This is a genomic window from Chryseobacterium amylolyticum (assembly GCF_051011775.1).
Lineage (GTDB): Bacteria > Bacteroidota > Bacteroidia > Flavobacteriales > Weeksellaceae > Chryseobacterium.
In genome coordinates this window covers 428,848-448,426 of the sequence record NZ_JBPCHX010000003.1, presented here as the reverse complement: position 1 = coordinate 448,426, position 19,579 = coordinate 428,848, and the positions used below count along the sequence as shown (strand labels likewise).

The following is a 19,579-nucleotide window of genomic DNA, read 5'->3' as shown; positions in this document are numbered from 1 at the left end:
CCCAGTTTGTTAAAAATTCAATAACATGACTTTTTTCATACAAAAATTCAATTTTTAGCCATACCACTGATTTTTAACACCTTAACATTATTAAGACTGATTAAAAATTAACATTGAGTTAATAATAGTTAAATTTAATTTTGCGAATTTTGCAGAAAATTAAATCTAATTATTACTAACGATTATGAAATTAATCAACAAATCAATACTGACTGCGGTAATTACATTATCTACAGCTAGTGTTTATTACGCTCAAGAGGTTCAGGATTCTACGAAAACTCAATCTAAGGACATCGAGGAGGTAATCTTAAGAGGTGTTACGGATATCGCTAAAGATAGAAAAACACCTGTTGCTGCATCTACCATTAAAGCAGCACAACTTGCAGAAAGATTAGGTAACCAGGAGTTACCTGAGATTTTGAACACTACTCCATCTGTTTACGCAACAAAATCAGGAGGTGGTTTTGGTGATGGAGGTCTTACAATCAGAGGTTTCGAATCCAGAAACATTGCAGTAATGGTGAACGGTATGCCTGTAAATGATATGGAAGGAGGTACTGTTTATTTTTCAAACTGGACCGGATTATCTGATGTAACAAGTACATTACAAGTTCAGAGAGGTTTGGGTTCTTCTAAATTAGCTATTGCTTCTGTAGGAGGAACAGTAAACTTCCTTACCCGCTCTGCTGACATGAAAAAAGGTGGGGTAATCAGATTAGGTGTTGGTAACAACGACTATTTAAAAACCTCTTTTTCTTATAACACTGGTAAATCTAAAGATGGTGTTTCTGCTTCATTCTTAATGAGCAGACAAGCCGGAGGTACTTATATTGAAAATACTGATTATGAATCTTATGCATATTTCTTTGCATTAGGTTATGAAATCAACAAAAAACATAACTTACAGTTTACCATAACTTCTGCTCCTCAGTGGCACGATCAAAGAACTTTTGCTCCAACAATTCAAAATTACATCAACTACAACCCTGAATATGATGGAAAAAGTCCTTACAGAAGATATAACTCTGACTTCGGATATTATACTGATGCTTCAGGAAACAAAGTTGCTTTAGCAAACAGATCTAACTATTATTCTAAGCCAGTAATGATGTTAAACTGGGACTGGACAATGAGTGAAAAGTCTAAATTAAGTACAGTTTTATACATGTCTAATGGTAGAGGTGGTGGAACAGGTGATTTAGGTAAAGTAGGAGGAAAAGGAATGACTGATTTCTATGATGCAGCTGGTCACTTTAACTATGATGCCATTTTCGCAGCTAATGCAGCTGTTAACTTAAATACTGCGGGTGCTGGAAGTACACTAATTCGTAGATCAAGTATCAACTCTCACAACTGGTATGGTATCTTGGCAAACTTCCAACATAAAATCAATGACAACTGGAATTTCTCAGTAGGAACAGATGACAGATATTATTATGGTTACCACTACCAGGTTGTTAGTGACCTTTATGGAGCAGCAGGATATAAAGACAAAGCGAACCAAAATTTAGCTCCAAGAATCGTAAGCAATACTTATGATTATAAAAAGCTTAGCTGGAATCCTTTTGGAGGTAAATTAGCTCCATCTGAAGACCAGATTGGATATAGCAATGACGGAGAAGTTCTTTGGTACAGTGGATTTGCGCAAGTAGAATATACTAAAGATAACTTATCTGCATTCTTACAAGGTTCCGTATCTAACCAAGGTTACCAGCGAATTGATAACTTCGTAGTAGACGGAAGTACAGTAAAAGGTCAGACAATAAACACTAAAACTGGATTTAAAAATATCTTCGGATACAATATTAAAGGGGGAGCTAACTATAACATTAATGAGCAACATAATGTTTTTGCTAATTTAGGTTATTATAGCAAGCAGCCATTCCTTAATACTGTTTACCCAAGTAACCAACAGCTTATTAACCCTTATCTGACTAATGAGAAAATTTCTTCTGCTGAAGTTGGATATGGATTCAGATCTGCGAAATTCACTGCAAATGTGAACGTATATAGAACACAGTGGAAAGACAGATGGTTAAGAAAAACAGGTCAGACTTTCACTTTAGCAGACGGTTCAACGACTACAGGTTATTCTGAAATCAATGGTATTACCGAAATTCACCAGGGAGTAGAATTTGATGGAGTATACAGACCTAACCGTTTCTTGGAAGTTCAGGGGATGTTCTCTTGGGGAGATTACTATTATAAAGGAAATGCTAGCGTAGCTTCTTTCGATGATAACAACAACCCTGTTACTTTAGCTGGTTCAGCAGGTAACGAACTATACTTGGATAAAGTAAAAGTAGGAGGTTCAAGCAATAACAGTATTCCTCAGATGACAGCATCATTAGGTCTTACAGTAAAACCGGTAAAAGATCTTAATATCTTCGGAACTTGGAGATATGTAGGTAAACTTTATTCTACTATTGATGCTGGAACATTTACTAACGTTTCTGCACAGGATAGAGGAGTATTGAAATTACCTGACTTCAACTTATTCGATGTAGGTTTCTCCTACAAAATCAGATTGCAGAACGAGGCTCAGTACTTCACTATTGGTGCTAACGTTTACAACCTATTTGATACTGTATATATTTCTGACTCTGCTACAAGTGTATTTGCTGACGATAAACCAAAATATCTGGCTGATGGGAAAACACTTAATACAAAAAATCAGACTTACGAACAACTTGGTATGATGTACAAAGGTCTAGCAACTGGTAACCGTGCTTATTTCGGTTTCGGAACTACCTGGGCAGCAACATTATCATTCAACTTCTAATAATATTATAATATTAGATTTTCTCAATATCAATCCCGGCTTTGAGCCGGGATTTTTGTTATCTTTGTGTACAAAAAAATAGGATTATGGATTTTTACAACATTTTACTTAATGCCCACAAAGGATTCGGGTATCTTGAGATTCTTTTGGTAACATTATTTATCATTGCCCTTTTAGCTACCATGTTCGGTTTCAGTGGAAAAGTGAACAAATTTCTGAAGAAAACGACTCTTTTTACGATGATTTTCTTTCATGTTCAGTTTTTATTGGGAATCATTATGCTGATCACCACTTTCAGCAAAGGATTAAATATGGGAGAAGTAATGAAAAATGCGGCATTAAGATTCCAATATGTTGAACATCCGTTCTCTATGCTTATTGCTGCGGTTTTGATGACCATTGTCAACAAAAAAGTAAAATCCAATGATACTATTTCTTTGGGAGTAGTCATTATGGGGCTGATTGCAGTAGGCTTATTTGCATTCGCATTCCCCTGGACAAGAGTCTTTGGGGCTTAAAAAAAAATAAAGAAATTATATGCGTTATAATTTATAAATAGTTTAATCTTAAATTTTTAATTAAATCAATGAAAGTAGCTGTAGTAGGTTCAACAGGAATGGTTGGACAAGTTATGCTTAAAGTTTTGGAGGAGAGAAACTTCCCTGTAACAGAATTAATCCCGGTAGCATCCGAAAGATCTGTAGGCAAGAAGGTGAAGTATAAACAGAAGGAATTTACCATCGTAAGCATGAAGGACGCTATAGCTGCCAAACCGGATATTGCCATCTTCTCTGCAGGAGGATCTACTTCACTTGAATTCGCTCCTTTATTTGCAGAAGCAGGAACAACAGTAATTGATAATTCTTCTGCATGGAGAATGGACCCTGATAAAAAATTAGTCGTTCCCGAGATCAATGCTGATGTTTTAACGAAAGAAGATAAAATCATTGCCAATCCGAATTGTTCTACCATCCAATTGGTAATGGTTCTTGGACCGTTGAACAAAAAATATGATTTAAAAAGAGTAATCGTTTCTACGTATCAGTCTGTAACAGGAACAGGTAAGGCTGCTGTAGACCAGTTAAACGGTGAGATCAGTGGAGATGAATCTACTGAAAAAGTATACCCTTATCAGATCTTCAAAAATGCATTGCCACACTGTGATGTATTTGCTGATGATGACTATACAAAAGAAGAGATCAAACTGATGAAAGAGCCTAAGAAAATTTTAGGAGATGATACTTTCAACCTGACAGCAACTGCTGTAAGAGTTCCGGTTCAGGGTGGACACTCAGAAAGTGTAAATATCGAATTCGAAAATGAATTTGACCTTGACGAAGTAAGAAAAATCTTATCTGAAACACCTGGTGTAATTGTAATGGACGATGTGAAAAACAACCACTACCCTATGCCTCTGTACTCAGAAGGAAAAGACGAGGTTTTCGTTGGAAGAATCAGAAGGGATCTGTCACAGCCTAAAACGCTCAACCTCTGGATCGTAGCAGACAACCTGAGGAAGGGAGCAGCAACAAACGCTGTACAAATCGCAGAATACCTTGTAGCAAACAACTTAGTATAAACTAACAAAATAAAAAAGAGTCTCAGAATTGAGATTCTTTTTTTTATCAAACTCCATATGAATACCCAGAAAAATGCACACCAAGAGAAAATAGGATTCCAAAAGCTTATTGCCGTATTTGGAGTAATGCTTTTTATCGGAAAGATTATTGCCTGGAGGCTAACCAACTCTGACGCAGTCTTTTCCGATGCCATGGAAAGTATCGTGAATGTCATCAGTGCATTTATGGGGCTTTATTCACTCCATCTTGCAGCAAAACCTAAAGATGAGGACCATCCGTACGGCCATGGAAAGGTTGAGTTCGTAACCTCCGGTATTGAAGGTGCCCTTATCGCTATTGCCGGTGTTATGATTATTTATGAAGGAGTTCATAGCCTTATTGTAGGAAAAACATTAAGCAAAATTGATCTCGGAATTTGGATTATTGCTGCCACTGCAGTGGTTAACTATCTTCTGGGCTATATTTCCATAAAAAAAGGAGAAAGAGAGAACTCCCTGGTTCTTATTTCATCCGGTAAGCATCTTCAGTCCGATACCATTACAACACTTGGGGTGGTGGCCAGTTTAGTAATTGTCTATTTCACCAAAATCTATTGGCTGGATTCCGTAGTAGCATTAAGCTTTGGCCTTTATATCATATTTGTAGGTTATAAAATCGTCCGGAAATCCCTAAGTGGTATTATGGATGAACAGGACCCTGAGATACTTAATCAGGTTATTAAAATTCTTGAAGAAAACAGACATACAGAATGGATTGATGTACACAATATGAAAATCCAGCAGTTTGGTGCTTCCCTGCATATTGATGCCCATATTACCCTTCCCTGGTATTATGATCTTCGTGATGCTCACGATGAAATGGAGAAAGTAATTCTCCTGCTTGCCAAAAATATAAGACGCAATATTGAGTTCAATTTCCATATGGACGACTGTAAACCGATTTCGTGTCCGGTTTGCCAGATCAAAGAATGTCCTGTCCGTGAAAAAGATTTTATCAAACGTGTCAAATGGACCCCGGAAAACGTAACCAGTGTAAATAAGCACACAGCAACTAAGGATGAGTAAGAAAATAAATCAGGCTGATTCAGCTTTCTTTATGAGCTATTTGTTTTCTGTAATAAAACATCGGTACAATCAGAAGTATGATTAACGGCTGGATTACGAATCTCCTCATATAAAAAGAAAAAAGATACCCTATTTCAAATCTGTCATGAATACAATACAGATAGATAGGCAATGTAATGGCAAAAACAACAGCCATCATCACTGCTCCCTGTATCGTCCAAGCCTTATTTTTAAATAAGCCATAAATAATCAGGCAGGAAAAAAATGAATTTAAAATAAATCGGAAAACATGCCCGGCAATCAGTTTGCTCCATTCAAATGAGGGAAAATCAATATTCTTATTGGCTTCATGAAAATAATCCAGGAAAGGATCATAAAAAACAGTTCCTTCCAGGATTCTTACCCCTATCAACCCGCAGATTCCTGCGATAACCAGAAGCCAGCTAAGAATTTTCATGTTTTAAAGCAAAAAATTTAATCCAGATCAGCCAAAGTACAACAACACTCCCGTAAATAACAGCAGGAAAAACAAAATCGTGGAATATTTTTCCATACTCCTTATGATCAGTCATCACGATATTTAATCCCATAATTCTCAGGAGATTCATGATATAGAGTATGACTAATCCTGCACCCGCAAAAACAAAAGTCTTTATTCCTTTATAAAAGGCAAACACAAAAGACACAAATAAAATAATGACAGAAACGGCATTACATCCTTCTACCATTCTTGTCACATAATTTTGCTTAACATAAAACCAAACCTGCTCATTCTTTACATCATCATAAAGCTGGGTAGGATAACCTATCGCATTCTGAATGAAAGTCACCTGATTGGCAATCATCCTTGAAAACGAATCCAGCCCGGAATCTTTTCCGCTGTTCAGATAGAACTGATAAGCGAAAAGCAGCACCAGATAAATAACAATAAAGCGCAATAAAATACCTAAAACAGGCTTAAAGTCTTTCAGCATACTGCAAAGATAAAAATTAGCATGTAATATCCTGGATTTGAATCAGGAAACTTAAAAATAATGGAACAAGCTCCAGAATTATGGGATTTAAAATAGAAATTTTTCTCTAAAACATTCAATAAAAATAATATTCTACAGATCTGTTATAACAGGCTTAAGCTTTCATGTGTGAGTTCTTTAAACTATCATTTCCAACTCATGTTAATTTAGTATATTTGTTTCCATATTATGACTTCTGAAAACGCAAAACGATTTTTTGAAAACCAGCTAGGTAAAAAATCTTCTGAATTTGTCACATTAGCTCAAAGCGGCTCTGCGAGGGTAAATTTCCTGGCCACTGCCGGTACAGAAAAATACATCATTACATACAATGAAAATATTCCGGAAAATGAAAGTTTTCTTTACTATTCTGAAGTATTCTCAGGTTTGAATCTTAATACTCCTTCCATCCTTGCCATTTCAGAGGACAGGAAGATGTATATCCAGGAATTTTTGGGACAGCATACCCTTTCTGAAGTGATTGCGAAAGAACAGCTGTCTCCCTCCGTAAGATCTTTGGTACAGCAGACGTTAGAAAAGCTTTACCAGCTGCAGGTACAGACTCAGGGAAAAATTGATTTTTCAAAAACCTTTGAGTATGAAAGTTATGATGAGCTTCCCGTGACGCATGATCTTTATTATTTTAAAAACTTTGTGGCCGATTTTCTGGAGCTTGAATATAATAAGTCGGCTCTTCTGAAAGAATTCAAAAAGATTGCGGTACTTATTGAGAATCTTGAACCTAAAGGAATTATGATCCGTGATTTCCAGGCAAGAAACATCATGGTGAACGAACAGAATGAAGTCTCTTTTATCGATTATCAGTCGGCAATGAAAGGTCCGTTGATGTATGATGTCATCTCTTTTCTTTTTCAGGCTAAAGCCAATTTTCCTGAAGATTTCAAACAGGAAATGCTGGATTTTTATATTGGGCAGTTTGATCATCCTGAAACAAGAATTCAGTTGAAAAATGCAGTGATGCCTATTCAGATGATGAGATTTTTACAGGTTTTGGGAGCTTACGGATTCAGAGGTTTGATTCAGAGGAAACAACATTTCATGGCCAGCCTGGAAAAAGGAATTCAGAATATTATACAGTTTTCAAACGCCTGGGAACATATGAAGGATTATCCTGAACTGAATAAGGTTATTCAGCAATTGGAATCGGAAAAGGCACAACAAAAAATTGAAGAAATTATAAATTTGAACCATTAAGAAGCTTTAAGTTATTAAGGGCTTATTGGTCTAAAAAATTAAAAACATACAAATGCTACACATCGAGATACACAGTTTTTCTTACAAAAAAGGAGGAATTCCCAAGGATAATTCCGGAAACGGCGGAGGTTTCGCCTTTGACTGCCGTGGAATTTTAAATCCGGGAAGAATTGAAGAATATAAAAGCCAGACCGGAAATGATATAGGAGTTCAGGAATATCTGGAAACAAAAACCGAAATGCCAAAGTTTTTGGAACTGGTAAAATCTCTTGTTTCAATTAATATTGACAATTATTTAGAAAGAGGTTTTGAACATCTGCAGATCAATTTCGGATGTACCGGCGGGCAGCACAGATCGGTATATTGTGCAATAAAGATCGCTGAATTTATCAAAGAAAAATATCCTGAAGGTACTGAGATCACCCTTCAACATGATGAACAGCCACAACTCAATATTAGTAATCAGTAATGAGTAAATAAGTAATTTCTTATTACAATTATCCATTACTCATTATTCATCACTCATTACTTATACTATTATGAAAGCTTTAATTTTCGCAGCAGGGAAAGGCACCAGACTGAAACCGTTTACAGATCATCACCCTAAAGCACTGGCAAAAGTAAATGAAGTTCCGCTTCTGGAAAGGAATATCAGTTATCTGAAAAGTTTCGGAATCACGGATTTTGTGATCAACATCCATCATTTTGGAGATCAGATTGTTGATTTTTTAAATAAAAATAATAATTTCGGGTGTAAGATCGAAATTTCGGATGAAACCAACGAACTTCTGGAGACAGGTGGCGGCTTGATTTTTGCACGAAAATTTCTGGATCACGGAGAAGATTTTTTAATTATGAATGCTGATATTCTGACGGACCTGAATATCAATACTTTGGTAGAATACCACAAAAAGATAAAAGATTTTGCTACTTTAGCGGTTTCGGACAGAGAAAGTTCGAGAAAACTCCTTTTCAATGATGATTTGGTATTAAGAGGCTGGCTGAATGTCCAAACCGGGGAACAAAGGCTTGCAGAATTCAACAAAGGCTTTAAAGCGCTTGCTTTCAGCGGTGTCCATTGTATCAATCCTATTATCTTTGAAAAAATAAAAAGAACAGGCAAATTTTCTGTTATGGAAGAATATCTGGATCTGATGCACACCGAGCATATACATGGCTTTGTGCATGACAGTATTCTTATTGATGTTGGAAGACCATCATCCATAATAGAAGCCGAAAAACATTTTAAATAAATTTTGCAATGGAAATTGATGGAACCAGAGATGAAAGTTTGGTAAATCCAGAACTTGATATTAACGAAACAAAACTACACAATAGCTTCAGACAAAAAACATGGGATGAAACGATCACTAAAGACAGCTGGATGGTCTTCAAGGTCATGGCTGAATTTGTAGACGGTTATGAAAAACTGGCTAAGATTGGCCCATGCGTTTCAATATTTGGTTCTGCCCGACTGAAGCCGGAGAACAAATATTATGAAATGGCAGTTGATATTGCTGAAAAGATTACCAAACTGGGCTTCGGAATTATTACCGGAGGCGGACCCGGAATTATGGAAGCAGGAAATAAAGGAGCTTTCAATGCTAAGGGAAAATCTATCGGGCTCAATATTGATCTTCCGTTTGAACAGCATTTTAATCCTTATATCAACAAATCCTATTCTATGAATTTCGATTACTTTTTCGTGAGAAAAGTAATGTTTGTAAAATATTCCCAGGGGTTTGTGGTAATGCCGGGAGGCTTCGGGACCCTGGATGAACTGACTGAGGCGATGACTCTTATTCAGACCAATAAAATCGGGAAATTCCCGATTGTTCTTGTAGGAAGTGAATTCTGGGGAGGACTGCTGGATTGGTTTAAGGCAACCCTGTTAAAAGAAGGAATGATTGCTGAGGACGATCTTGATCTTTATCGTGTGGTAGATAGTGCTGACGAGGCTGTTGCACATATTAAGGCCTTTTATGATAAATATTCTGTAAATGTAAATTTTTAATTGGCATATTATTTGTGACTTATAACTAACAAGTATGATTGTAAATCTATTAATTAAGATGAAAAAACTTTTATATATATCAGGAATTTTAACATTTTTTGTTTTAATGAGTTTTATGTATGTAGACTTTTTCTCTTCAATGACCAAAGTTGACTATATTGATGGAAGCAAGACATTGAAGTTTACCACAAAAATGAATACAAGCCATATCTCTGATGCTATTAAAATAAACCCTAACACGGCTGGATTTGAAGCGGAGGTAAAAAAATATGTGAACAATAATTTTGATGTATTTGTCAATGGGGCTCCTAAAACGATTACCTTCACGGGAAGTCAGGTCAGCGGAGAAACTGTATGGGTGTATTTTGAAACCGGAGGCGTTTCGGATATCAACACCTTAAAGATTAAAAATACGATCCTTTTAAGCGCTTTTCCTAAGCAGATCAACATTGTTAATATCGCCTACAAAGGCAGCCAGAAAACAATGAACTTCCAGCGAGGAAAAGAAGTGAATGAAGTTTCTTTTTAATGTAAATTAGATTTAACCATTATAAATGGGTACCCTGGAAAGTTAAATTTTTCAGGGTATTTTTTATTCAAAAAACATTTCTAAAGTAAAGACTACCGGGAAAGAGAATTTCTATGTACAGTTCGGACTTTATATTTAGATCCTAATGACAGTAACAAAAAGATTCTGTGCAGTTAATTTTGCTGGATAACCATTACGGTTAATAAGAGGAAATAAAAACCACCACAGATGCGGTGTTTTTTATTTTAACGGGTTAAAATCCTGTACTCCATAAAAGGGTCGCAAGGTTCAGCTCACTGTCCTTAAAATAAATCAGGCAGCTTTTCAAGCTGCCTGATTTTATAGTATATGAGAATATATTCTATCTAAAATATTACTCAATTTTGATATTGTCAATCTGAACATCATACACTCCACCATTTCCGGTTTTGATAGCAAACATGTCTTTTCCTGCTGTAGTGTTAATATCTGCAATACCTGTAAGGGTAAGCTCAACCAATCTCCACTGACCGTTTGTATTGATAGAACCGTTGTAAGAGTTGGCACTTTCTACTCCTAAAGTAGCTCCGGTAGAGAATGTACCTAAGTTAAATACGTAGAAACCTCCACCTGCTTTATATACGTTGAAAGACAGTGACTTTCCTGTTGCAGTACCTTTGATATACATTGTAATTCTTTTTGGTACAGCTGGTATTCCTGTAGCAGCAACAGATGTAAATACATAATCGTTAGCGGTCGGAGTACCTTTGATCTGAAGTGAATTTGTACCATTATATCCTAAACCAACACCTTGTGTAGCGTAAGGCTTAAGTCCGAAACCGTTTACACTTGATAAGAAAGTTGCCCAGTTTTCAAAATCTGAACCTGCGAAAAGGTTTACAGCAGAAGCAGAAGGAGCATCTGGTTCACCTGGATTGAATCTTGGGTTCGGGAAGTTAATATCATCAAGAGTTCTTATATAAGCCTGATCTGTGAAAATAGTTGCGTTACTTGAACTTGTAAAACGGCTCAAAAGAAGAACGATATCACCACTTTTTTCATATTTAGGAGAGATAGGAGATTTCGCAAAAGTTGCATAGTTGCTGAAACGAAGATCTAATCTACCTGCTTTTTTATCCGTAATATAACGGTCACCTGTAGCAGATTCGTCAGCAAAAGTTTTTGTCAGTTCCGGTTCTTCAAACTGAACATTTTTAATTTTTACAAGCTGATTGATGTGAGCACCATTTTTAAGAGCATCAGCAATAGAATTAAACTCTAATGGCTTTATTGCAGTTACTACAGCCTTTTGTCCGTCACAAACTCTTGCCATATAATTGGATAGTTTATTAGGGTTGATTCTACCGATAGGATAGTTAGGATCAAAAGAACCTACTTTAATGTTTCCATTAACCCCCTGAACGATCAATCCTTTCAGGTTGATTCTTACTAAAGATCCTGTAGGATAATCAAGATACTGATTCCCACCATCGATATCAATCTCGATACCTTGTGTTGGATTTTCAGGCTTATCCTGAAGGAACATCATTTTGTAAATATTCCCTGATTCATCGCTTGAGGAAACATATGCTTCAACGATGTAATCTTCTTTAATGATATCAGCTTCAGTTGGTTTTGCTTTTGCAATGGTAGCAAGATCAGTTAGTAGGTGATTTGCTGCTGCAAATTTATTGGTACACTTGATTTCCGGGATCTCATAATCATCAGTTTTTACACATGATGAGAATGACAGCATTGAAATAGCACTAAAGATCGCCGCTTTAAAATATATATTTTTCATTGTTTTCGATTTTTAATTTTAATTTTTTAGAATCTGAATTGAAGGTTAACAAAATAAGATCTACCCTGATTATACCAATATTTAGGAGCGAATACCATATTTCCGCTGTCATAATCATTAGCATAATCAATATAGTTAACGTTTCTGGTCTGTTCAAATCCTCCTGTAATATAATTTCTGTTATTAAGGATATTATTGACAGATGCAGACACCAGCACATAATACTTACCAATCATCCACGATTTCCCTGCATTGACATTGAAGAAGAATGCTGAAGGCAGTTTTGTAGGCGTAAGAACTCTTGCAAGTTCTTCATCATTTACCTGGTCATAAGGCACTCCCGGCGTGTTAGGATTTGTATAGAATCTTTCTGTTCTGGTTACAGGAGACGGATCCAGGAATGAATGTCCGAAATAGTTCCATGTTGCTCCTAACCACCAGTATTTAGGACTGCTGTAACGAAGACCTAGCGTATATGCCTCCTGAGGAGTTCCGCCCTGTCTGTAGTTTTTAAGCGTTGCTTCCCCCATATTGGTATAAGATCTTGAAACGATATTTCCGTTCCCGTCCAGCTCTCTGAAAGTTCCAACAGCATCAGATGCAAAATAAACGGTAGGGTTATTGGTATAAGTATACTGTCCTAAACTTAATAATCCGCTGGCGGTTAAAGTAGGAGTAAGTTTCACCTGTGCACCAAGCTCAACACCCATATTTCTTTTGTTGGCACCTGCCAGCACCTGTGTAATGAAAGCCCCGTCCTGAATAGGAGCCTGATCTCCGCTTTCAGTAAGATTTGTCAGTTTAACTCCCTGTGCGAAGTATCTTTGTACACTTGTTTCATTTTGTGTATTAACAAGATAACCTGTCAGTCTAAGTTTAACAATCGGAGTGGAAATTACATAACTCAAATCATTGGCATCAATAACAACGTTTTTGATCCCGGGAGTTGTAACACCACTTACTCTTGTATTAAAATAAATATCATTCAGGAAAGGAGACTGTGAGAAGTAGGCCCCGTTATAAACAAGGAAGTTCCTACCATTGATTTTATAGGTAACCTGCCCTTTAATACCTGCATTCCAGAAGTTTTGATCTGCACCTTTTCCGTAAGAAGATTCATACAGATAGTGCTGAAACAATCCTTCTCTGCTGTTCGTAGTATACCCGAATAGCCCGGAAATAAATACATCGAATCTTCCTGTTGAGAATTTAAAGGCTGGATTTATTTTGAATTCCTGTCTTCTGAAAATATAGCTGTACCCGATTTTATCACCTTCTCTTTTGGCAACATCAGTATCGCCTTCTCTTGTGTTGAATTTTCCCCAAACACTTCCAGCATTCGTATTGGATGCAAACGGGTCCATATTCAGGGCAAAATCAGCACCTAACAGGTCGTTTACTTCTCTGTACTGCTCAGATCTGTAGTTCTGGTAAGATAAGTTTAAGATAAAACGGGAAGTATCCGTGAAATTATAAGTATAGTGAGTTGCCACATTCCATACTTTATCATCTTTTACATCATCCACAAGATAATAAGCTGCTCTTCTTCCACCCAATAATGCATTGTATTCCACATTTCTGTTGGCATTATAAAGATTATCCCAATTGATCTGCGTATGTGACTGGTCATCATTCGTCCACCAATCTCTGGTGATTCCGATATTGGCAGCCTGCTCCGGAGACGGATCTTTATAATTTAACCAGTAACTTGGCAAATTACGGTAATAAGTTGGTGATGGGTTATTCGCTCTGTACCAGTCTAATCTGGAACTGTATTCTTTTCCGAACTGATAAGAAACAGAGGTCCATAATTGAGAATTTTTATTAATTTTCCAGAAATCCTGCAACTGGATCATTGGCTGGAACCCTCTTTTCACCCTTTCATTTCTCTTATCTCCATTCTGCCATCCCCAGTAAGAGTTATAATGAACTCCTCTGAAATCATATACTTCCTGAGTACTTGGACTTGAAGAACTTCTTTCATATTTAGAACCAATGGCGTTTAACGTCATCGTGTGACTATCGCTGAATTTCTTCTCAATACCAATATACCCACTGTATGCATCATAAGCAGTTCCATCCTGTATCCCTTCCTGTGCCCATCTTCTGGCAATCATTCCTGTAAACGCCCATCCGTTCTTGTTCATTCCGGAAGAGAATCTGTAGGATAATCTGTTTCTATAATTTCTGTTGGTAAGAGAGTATGTCAGCTGATTTCCTTTTCTGTACTCACTGGCTTTCGTATTCTTATAAAATACCCCGGTAGTTCCTCCAAAGGCATATTCTGAAGGGGCATGGTTAGCTGCAATCTCCGGGTAACGGGTAATTTCGTTCAATCCTCCCCAGGTACTGAAGTCTACATCTCCATTATCTGCAGCGGCCATAGAAACACCGTTGATCATATTCTCACCTGTTCTGCTATCAATTCCTCTCGGACGGAACCAGTACGGCCCTAAATCGAAACTTGCAATCCTATTGAAAACATCCTGTGAAGACTGTAATAATCCTACAGTTGCAGTTTGCTGTGCACCACCACTGTCACTTTCTCCGGAATCTTCTACAATAGCTAATCCCTGGTCTGCACCGTTCAATGCTGAATAAAGAGTAATTACTCCAAGATCTTTTCTTTTCTCATCGCTGGTTACATCAAATTCAAACATTTTAGTTTCAAAATTGGGTTTTGTAACCATAATCTGATAATGTCCGGGCATCAAATCCGTAAATTGGAAATATCCTATTTTGTCTGCCTTTGCATCATTTCCTGCTCCTTTTAAATCTACATTTGCTTGCTCAACAGGCTTACCGTCTGCATCCTTAAGATATGCAAACACTGTTGTCTGCGCATAATAATATGAAGCAGGCAGCAAAGTAAATAAAGAGATCAATGATAGTTTTTTAATCATGAGTATATTTATTTTTTAATACTTTTCTTGTTAATTTTCAACAGTTTAAAAGTTGGGGGCACAAATTTAATCAAATTTTGTAATTCAGAACTTTTTTAACGTTATTTTTTCTTAACATTGCAATCTTTTAAGAATCATTATAAAAGAGAGATTCGGATTACTGCTTTTAAATTTACAAATATTTAAAACGCAGTGAATTAAAAAAAAGTAAATTTGTAATTAATAGTATAATAAAACTCTAAAGAGATGAAGAGATTTTCGAGTCTGTTTGCCCTATTTATTTCAATTGTGGCATTCTCACAACAACAGGGGAAACTGAGAAAAGTAGCTGCCGTTGGGTTTTTGAATGTAGAAAACCTTTGGGACACTATCCGCTCAGCAGATTATATTGACGGAACCAAAGACATTAAAAATCCTGCTTTTCACAGAAGCATCCCCATGGATTCCATCAAGTTTCTGGAAGCAGAAAAATATGACGGACCATGGAGTGACGGAGCTTTGATCGGCAAAAAAGTAGTTAGAGAACAGGGGGGGTCTGAAGAGTTTACTCCTAAAAGTCCAAAAAACTACGGAACAAAAATCTATAAAGCAAAACTTGCCAACGAGGCCAAAGTAATTTCCGAAATGGGGGCACAATACACCAAAACTGCTCCTGCAGTAGTGGGCCTCATTGAGGTTGAAAACAGACAGGTAATCCAGGATCTTATCAATGAACCTGCTTTAAAGAAATATGATTACGGAATCATTCACTACAATTCTTATGATTACAGGGGAATTGATGTTGCTTTGATCTACCAGAAAAGAAGATTCACGCCTACCAATTCATTAAAAAAAGAACTGGTTATTTACGGCGACAACGGAAAAAGAGAATATACGAGAGATATCCTTGTGGTAACAGGATTTTTAGATAATGAAAAAGTAGCTTTCTTTATGAATCACTGGCCTTCAAGAAGAGGCGGTGAAGCCATTTCCTTACCTAAAAGAAATGCCGCTGCCGCATTATTAAAACAGCAGATGGACAGCGTAAGAGCGGCAGACCCAACAACAAAGCTTTTTGCAATGGGTGACTTTAATGACGACCCTGTAAGCCCAAGTTTAAAAAACCATCTGAAAGCACAGGCTAATCCAAAAGACCTAAGCGAAGAAACACCCTATCTTAACCTGATGTACCCTTTATATAAGAAAGGAGTTGCTTCTTTGGCTTATCAGGACGCACCCAACCTGTTTGACCAGATTATCGTTTCCAAAAATGTAATTTCAGATCAGGTAACAAAAGAATACTCTGTATACAAAACAGAAATTTTTGCACCGGCATATCTTGTGAATAAAGAAGGAAATTATAAAGGTTATCCTTTCAGATCCTGGAACGGAGACCAGTTTACAGGAGGCTACAGTGACCACTTCCCGGCATTTGTAGTTCTCCAGAAAGAACCATAAAAAAGTTAGGCACTCTTATTGGAGTGCTTTTTTTGTATAAATATCTTAATCATGAAAAATATTATTTTATGGGTATTGATTGCATTAGTCCCTTTCAGCTGTTTTTCTCAGGAAACACCAAAGAAAGATAAAGAGCAACACGAGATGAAGCCCTCCAAAAATGAGGACGGAGAATGGGATCTTACAGTCATTGATACTCAGTTTGATTATTTTCTGAATGCTGTAGCCAAACCTATCAGCCAATACTCAGAATCTTATCTGAAGACAAAAAATACATTTCTGGTCAACGAATGGAACAGTTATTACAATTCCGGCAGATATAGAAATATTATTGAATCCGGGATAGATTATGATCCAAAGGAAAATTACGGGATCAAGTTTGAATATAAATTATACCAGGTCTTCGTGTATGTCAACTGGAAATATAAATTAAGACTGAACGGCTTATCCGGAAGCGATGCGATAAGGTAAATTTAAAATCAATAAAAAAGGTTCAGAGTTTCTGAACCTTTTATTTTTATAATAGCTGAAAATTATTTATTGAATAATTCTTCTACTTTATCCCAGTTTACTACATCGAAGAAAGCTGAAACATAATCAGGCCTTCTGTTCTGGTAGTTTAAATAATAAGCATGCTCCCAAACGTCTAATCCTAAAACCGGAGTTCCTTTAACGTCTGCTACAGGCATTAACGGGTTATCCTGGTTTGGTGTGGAAGAAACAGATACAGAACCGTCAGCATTTTTTACCAACCAAGCCCATCCTGAACCGAATCTTGTTTTAGCAGCCTCAGAGAAATCAGTTTTGAATTTATCAAGACCTCCGTAATTTTCGATAGCAGCTTTTACATTTCCTACAGGCTCTTTGCTTCCTCCAGGCGTTAAGATTTCCCAAAATAAAGAGTGGTTGAAGTGACCTCCTCCGTTATTTCTTACTGCTGGTTTATCAGTTCCTGTCTGGCAGATTTCTTCGATTGTTTTACCTGCTAGTTCAGTACCTTCAATGGCTTTATTTAAATTGTCAATGTATGCCTGGTGGTGTTTTGTATGGTGGATTTCCATAGTTCTTGCATCGATCGTTGGCTCTAATGCATCGTATGCATATCCTAGTTTTGGTAATTCAAATGACATAATCTTTATTTTTAATGTTATGATTCAAAATTAGCCAATATTTAAGGGATTATCAAGAATTCTGGATTACTTTAATAAATCTTTAACATTGATATATTGATTTAGAATGAATTAAGTTTTATTTTTTTATGCAATATCAGCAAAAAGCACGAACCTAATGATCCGTGCTTTCTATTTAACAATAATTAAATTAATTTATTTATTCATAGACATCAGGAATTCTTCATTATTGAGAGTTCCTTTAATGTTTTTATCTACAAATTCCATAGCTTCCACAGGATTCATCTCAGAAAGATATTTTCTGAGAATCCACATTCTCTGTGAAGTTACTTCATCCAGAAGAAGATCATCTCTACGGGTACTTGATGCTACAAGGTCAATAGCAGGATAAATTCTTCTGTTGGCAATTTTTCTGTCCAGCTGAAGCTCCATGTTACCTGTACCTTTGAATTCTTCAAAGATTACTTCATCCATCTTGGATCCTGTATCAATCAATGCGGTAGCAATAATCGTCAGAGAACCTCCGCCTTCGATTTTTCTTGCTGCTCCGAAGAATCTTTTCGGTTTGTGAAGAGCATTCGCATCTACCCCACCGGAAAGAACTTTACCTGATGCAGGTGTCACGGTGTTGTATGCTCTTGCCAGTCTTGTAATAGAATCCAGTAAAATGACTACATCATGTCCGCATTCAACCATTCTTTGGGCCTTTGCAAGGACAAGGTTAGCTACTTTTACGTGTTTTTCGGCGGCTTCGTCAAATGTAGAAGCAATTACTTCTGCATTCACACTTCTTTCCATATCGGTAACCTCTTCCGGACGTTCATCAATCAGAAGAACCATCATATATACTTCCGGATGGTTCGCTGCAATAGAATTAGCGATATCTTTAAGCAACATTGTCTTACCTGTTTTAGGCTGCGCAACGATCATTGCTCTCTGACCTTTCCCGATAGGGGCAAATAAATCTACAATTCTTGTGGATACTGTAGATCCGCTTCCTGCCAGGTTGAATTTCTCTTCAGGGAAAAGTGGTGTCAGATATTCAAAAGCTACACGGTCTTTGATAAAGGCAAGATCACGTCCGTTAACTTCTGTAGGCCTTAATAATGAGAAATATTTTTCCCCTTCTTTAGGAAGCCTGACAATTCCTTTCACTGTATCTCCGGTTTTCAAACCGAAATTTCTGATCTGTGCCGTAGAAACATACACATCATCAGGAGAAGAGATATAGCTGAAATCTGAGGAACGTAAAAATCCGTAGTTATCCGGTAAGATTTCCAAAACCCCTTCAATACTTACCAATCCATCAAAATTAAATTCTTTTTTAGGATCGTTCTGCTCCTCAGCCTTTTCAGAATGTCTGTTCTGATTTTGGTTTTGGTGCTGTTGGTGCTGGTTTTGGTTTTTATGCTGGTTTCCACTGTTCTGTGGGTGGTTTTGTCCTTTTTGAGGTCTGTTAGCCTGTGGTTGTTGAGAATTGTTAGGCTTTTCTTCTGCCTGGGCAGGCTCTGGGGATTCTGTGTTTTTGGGAGCTTCTGTTCTTTCCTGGGCTACTTCTGCATTAGCGGTGTTGGCAGAAACTCTTTTTCTTTTCTTTTTTGCCTGGGCTGTTGCTGTGGGTTCTTCTGTTACTGCAGCAGCTTCAGCTTTTGGTTCTTCCTGTTTTATTTCTTCGGAAGCCGGCACCTTTTCTTCTGTTTTTTCCTCTGCATTAGGTTCTACCGGAGCTTTTGCATTTGCTTTTGGCTTGGCTGCCGTTTTTTTCGGGGCAGCTTTTTTTGCCGGGGCTTTGGCAGGTTTTTCTGCCGGAGCCTCTTCAGTAGTTATACTGGCGGTTTCAGTGGCGTTGAAATAATCTTTTGCAACTTTAGGGTTAGAAGCCTGAAAGTCAAGAATAGCAAAGATCTTGTCATTTTCATTGCTGTTTCTTGCAACTTTAACGCCTAAATCTTTTAAGATTTTAGTCAGTTCCGTTACGGATTTTGACCTTAACGTTTCTATGTTAAACATATTTAATGTAAAAATGTAATTAATTGTGAGTAAGAAAAGTAAGTCCGGTGACTTTTGTTTTCAAGTACATTGTATAATGCAAATCTACACTTATTTTTGAATTGTGCAAAATTTATATTATT

The 19,579-nt window shown here is 36.9% G+C and carries 17 protein-coding genes; 11 read left to right on the top strand and 6 right to left on the bottom strand.

Annotation, left to right across the window (positions count from 1 at the left end):
- Window positions 1–184: 184 nt before the first annotated feature.
- The 4 genes from ACR1PO_RS10775 (at window position 185) to ACR1PO_RS10760 (ending at window position 5,426) form a co-directional block, all read left to right on the top strand.
- A complete protein-coding gene (locus ACR1PO_RS10775; protein WP_433986767.1) occupies window positions 185–2,782 on the top strand; it encodes a TonB-dependent receptor in 2,598 nt (865 codons plus the stop codon).
- Window positions 2,783–2,868: 86 nt separating this feature from the next.
- A complete protein-coding gene (locus ACR1PO_RS10770; RefSeq protein ID WP_089692819.1) occupies window positions 2,869–3,300 on the top strand; it encodes a hypothetical protein in 432 nt (143 codons plus the stop codon).
- Between the two features lie 68 nt (window positions 3,301–3,368).
- The gene (locus ACR1PO_RS10765; RefSeq protein ID WP_433986766.1) at window positions 3,369–4,361 is read left to right on the top strand and encodes an aspartate-semialdehyde dehydrogenase; all 993 of its coding nucleotides are present in this window, start codon (window positions 3,369–3,371) and stop codon (window positions 4,359–4,361) included.
- A gap of 57 nt (window positions 4,362–4,418) precedes the next feature.
- Window positions 4,419–5,426: a cation diffusion facilitator family transporter gene (locus ACR1PO_RS10760; RefSeq protein ID WP_433986765.1), complete on the top strand. Its 1,008-nt coding sequence runs from the start codon at window positions 4,419–4,421 to the stop codon at window positions 5,424–5,426.
- Window positions 5,427–5,445: 19 nt separating this feature from the next.
- Here the strand turns inward: ACR1PO_RS10760 and ACR1PO_RS10755 are convergent, their stop codons facing one another.
- Window positions 5,446–5,883: an exosortase F system-associated membrane protein gene (locus ACR1PO_RS10755; RefSeq protein WP_433986764.1), complete on the bottom strand. Its 438-nt coding sequence runs from the start codon at window positions 5,881–5,883 to the stop codon at window positions 5,446–5,448.
- Entirely contained in the window at window positions 5,870–6,400 is a 531-nt protein-coding gene (xrtF, locus tag ACR1PO_RS10750; RefSeq protein WP_332388528.1) for an exosortase family protein XrtF, read from the bottom strand. Before xrtF ends, ACR1PO_RS10755 begins: the two co-directional genes overlap by 14 nt.
- A gap of 228 nt (window positions 6,401–6,628) precedes the next feature.
- Here xrtF and ACR1PO_RS10745 point away from each other — a divergent pair, with 228 nt between their 5' ends.
- From ACR1PO_RS10745 to ACR1PO_RS10725, 5 genes are all read left to right on the top strand, one after another.
- A complete protein-coding gene (locus ACR1PO_RS10745) occupies window positions 6,629–7,654 on the top strand; it encodes an aminoglycoside phosphotransferase family protein (protein WP_433986763.1) in 1,026 nt (341 codons plus the stop codon).
- A gap of 52 nt (window positions 7,655–7,706) precedes the next feature.
- Entirely contained in the window at window positions 7,707–8,123 is a 417-nt protein-coding gene (locus ACR1PO_RS10740; RefSeq protein WP_332388530.1) for a RapZ C-terminal domain-containing protein, read from the top strand.
- Between the two features lie 70 nt (window positions 8,124–8,193).
- Window positions 8,194–8,907, top strand: coding sequence for a nucleotidyltransferase family protein (locus ACR1PO_RS10735; protein ID WP_433986762.1), 714 nt, complete (start codon window positions 8,194–8,196; stop codon window positions 8,905–8,907).
- Between the two features lie 8 nt (window positions 8,908–8,915).
- Window positions 8,916–9,668: an LOG family protein gene (locus ACR1PO_RS10730; RefSeq protein WP_185146574.1), complete on the top strand. Its 753-nt coding sequence runs from the start codon at window positions 8,916–8,918 to the stop codon at window positions 9,666–9,668.
- 58 nt (window positions 9,669–9,726) lie between these two features.
- Window positions 9,727–10,197: a DUF6702 family protein gene (locus ACR1PO_RS10725; RefSeq protein ID WP_228370574.1), complete on the top strand. Its 471-nt coding sequence runs from the start codon at window positions 9,727–9,729 to the stop codon at window positions 10,195–10,197.
- A 373-nt stretch (window positions 10,198–10,570) separates the two neighbouring features.
- Here ACR1PO_RS10725 and ACR1PO_RS10720 read toward each other — a convergent pair whose 3' ends face one another.
- Together ACR1PO_RS10720 and ACR1PO_RS10715 are read right to left on the bottom strand one after the other, a co-directional pair.
- The gene (locus ACR1PO_RS10720; RefSeq protein ID WP_433986761.1) at window positions 10,571–11,977 is read right to left on the bottom strand and encodes a DUF5689 domain-containing protein; all 1,407 of its coding nucleotides are present in this window, start codon (window positions 11,975–11,977) and stop codon (window positions 10,571–10,573) included.
- Window positions 11,978–12,003: 26 nt separating this feature from the next.
- A complete protein-coding gene (locus ACR1PO_RS10715; RefSeq protein ID WP_433986760.1) occupies window positions 12,004–14,880 on the bottom strand; it encodes a carboxypeptidase regulatory-like domain-containing protein in 2,877 nt (958 codons plus the stop codon).
- Between the two features lie 246 nt (window positions 14,881–15,126).
- Between ACR1PO_RS10715 and ACR1PO_RS10710 the strand changes: the two genes are divergently transcribed.
- Both ACR1PO_RS10710 and ACR1PO_RS10705 read left to right on the top strand, forming a co-directional pair.
- Window positions 15,127–16,317, top strand: coding sequence for an endonuclease/exonuclease/phosphatase family protein (locus ACR1PO_RS10710; protein WP_433986759.1), 1,191 nt, complete (start codon window positions 15,127–15,129; stop codon window positions 16,315–16,317).
- 51 nt (window positions 16,318–16,368) lie between these two features.
- Window positions 16,369–16,788: a DUF6146 family protein gene (locus ACR1PO_RS10705; protein WP_332388535.1), complete on the top strand. Its 420-nt coding sequence runs from the start codon at window positions 16,369–16,371 to the stop codon at window positions 16,786–16,788.
- Between the two features lie 62 nt (window positions 16,789–16,850).
- Here ACR1PO_RS10705 and ACR1PO_RS10700 read toward each other — a convergent pair whose 3' ends face one another.
- Together ACR1PO_RS10700 and rho are read right to left on the bottom strand one after the other, a co-directional pair.
- The gene (locus ACR1PO_RS10700; RefSeq protein WP_047427203.1) at window positions 16,851–17,447 is read right to left on the bottom strand and encodes a superoxide dismutase; all 597 of its coding nucleotides are present in this window, start codon (window positions 17,445–17,447) and stop codon (window positions 16,851–16,853) included.
- Window positions 17,448–17,642: 195 nt separating this feature from the next.
- Entirely contained in the window at window positions 17,643–19,457 is a 1,815-nt protein-coding gene (gene rho / locus ACR1PO_RS10695; RefSeq protein ID WP_433986758.1) for a transcription termination factor Rho, read from the bottom strand.
- Window positions 19,458–19,579 lie beyond the last annotated feature (122 nt).

Excerpts from the sequence above, each read along its gene's own strand:
- ACR1PO_RS10730 (WP_185146574.1), top strand. The coding sequence starts at position 8,916 with ATGGAAATTGATGGAACCAGAGATGAAAGTTTGGTAAATCCAGAACTT.
- ACR1PO_RS10765 (WP_433986766.1), top strand. The coding sequence starts at position 3,369 with ATGAAAGTAGCTGTAGTAGGTTCAACAGGAATGGTTGGACAAGTTATG.
- ACR1PO_RS10710 (WP_433986759.1), top strand. The coding sequence starts at position 15,127 with ATGAAGAGATTTTCGAGTCTGTTTGCCCTATTTATTTCAATTGTGGCA.
- ACR1PO_RS10700 (WP_047427203.1), bottom strand. The coding sequence starts at position 17,447 with ATGTCATTTGAATTACCAAAACTAGGATATGCATACGATGCATTAGAG.
- ACR1PO_RS10755 (WP_433986764.1), bottom strand. The coding sequence starts at position 5,883 with ATGAAAATTCTTAGCTGGCTTCTGGTTATCGCAGGAATCTGCGGGTTG.
- ACR1PO_RS10720 (WP_433986761.1), bottom strand. The coding sequence starts at position 11,977 with ATGAAAAATATATATTTTAAAGCGGCGATCTTTAGTGCTATTTCAATG.
- ACR1PO_RS10745 (WP_433986763.1), top strand. The coding sequence starts at position 6,629 with ATGACTTCTGAAAACGCAAAACGATTTTTTGAAAACCAGCTAGGTAAA.
- ACR1PO_RS10740 (WP_332388530.1), top strand. The coding sequence starts at position 7,707 with ATGCTACACATCGAGATACACAGTTTTTCTTACAAAAAAGGAGGAATT.
- ACR1PO_RS10760 (WP_433986765.1), top strand. The coding sequence starts at position 4,419 with ATGAATACCCAGAAAAATGCACACCAAGAGAAAATAGGATTCCAAAAG.
- ACR1PO_RS10705 (WP_332388535.1), top strand. The coding sequence starts at position 16,369 with ATGAAAAATATTATTTTATGGGTATTGATTGCATTAGTCCCTTTCAGC.
- xrtF (WP_332388528.1), bottom strand. The coding sequence starts at position 6,400 with ATGCTGAAAGACTTTAAGCCTGTTTTAGGTATTTTATTGCGCTTTATT.
- ACR1PO_RS10735 (WP_433986762.1), top strand. The coding sequence starts at position 8,194 with ATGAAAGCTTTAATTTTCGCAGCAGGGAAAGGCACCAGACTGAAACCG.
- ACR1PO_RS10775 (WP_433986767.1), top strand. The coding sequence starts at position 185 with ATGAAATTAATCAACAAATCAATACTGACTGCGGTAATTACATTATCT.
- ACR1PO_RS10770 (WP_089692819.1), top strand. The coding sequence starts at position 2,869 with ATGGATTTTTACAACATTTTACTTAATGCCCACAAAGGATTCGGGTAT.
- ACR1PO_RS10725 (WP_228370574.1), top strand. The coding sequence starts at position 9,727 with ATGAAAAAACTTTTATATATATCAGGAATTTTAACATTTTTTGTTTTA.
- ACR1PO_RS10715 (WP_433986760.1), bottom strand. The coding sequence starts at position 14,880 with ATGATTAAAAAACTATCATTGATCTCTTTATTTACTTTGCTGCCTGCT.
- rho (WP_433986758.1), bottom strand. The coding sequence starts at position 19,457 with ATGTTTAACATAGAAACGTTAAGGTCAAAATCCGTAACGGAACTGACT.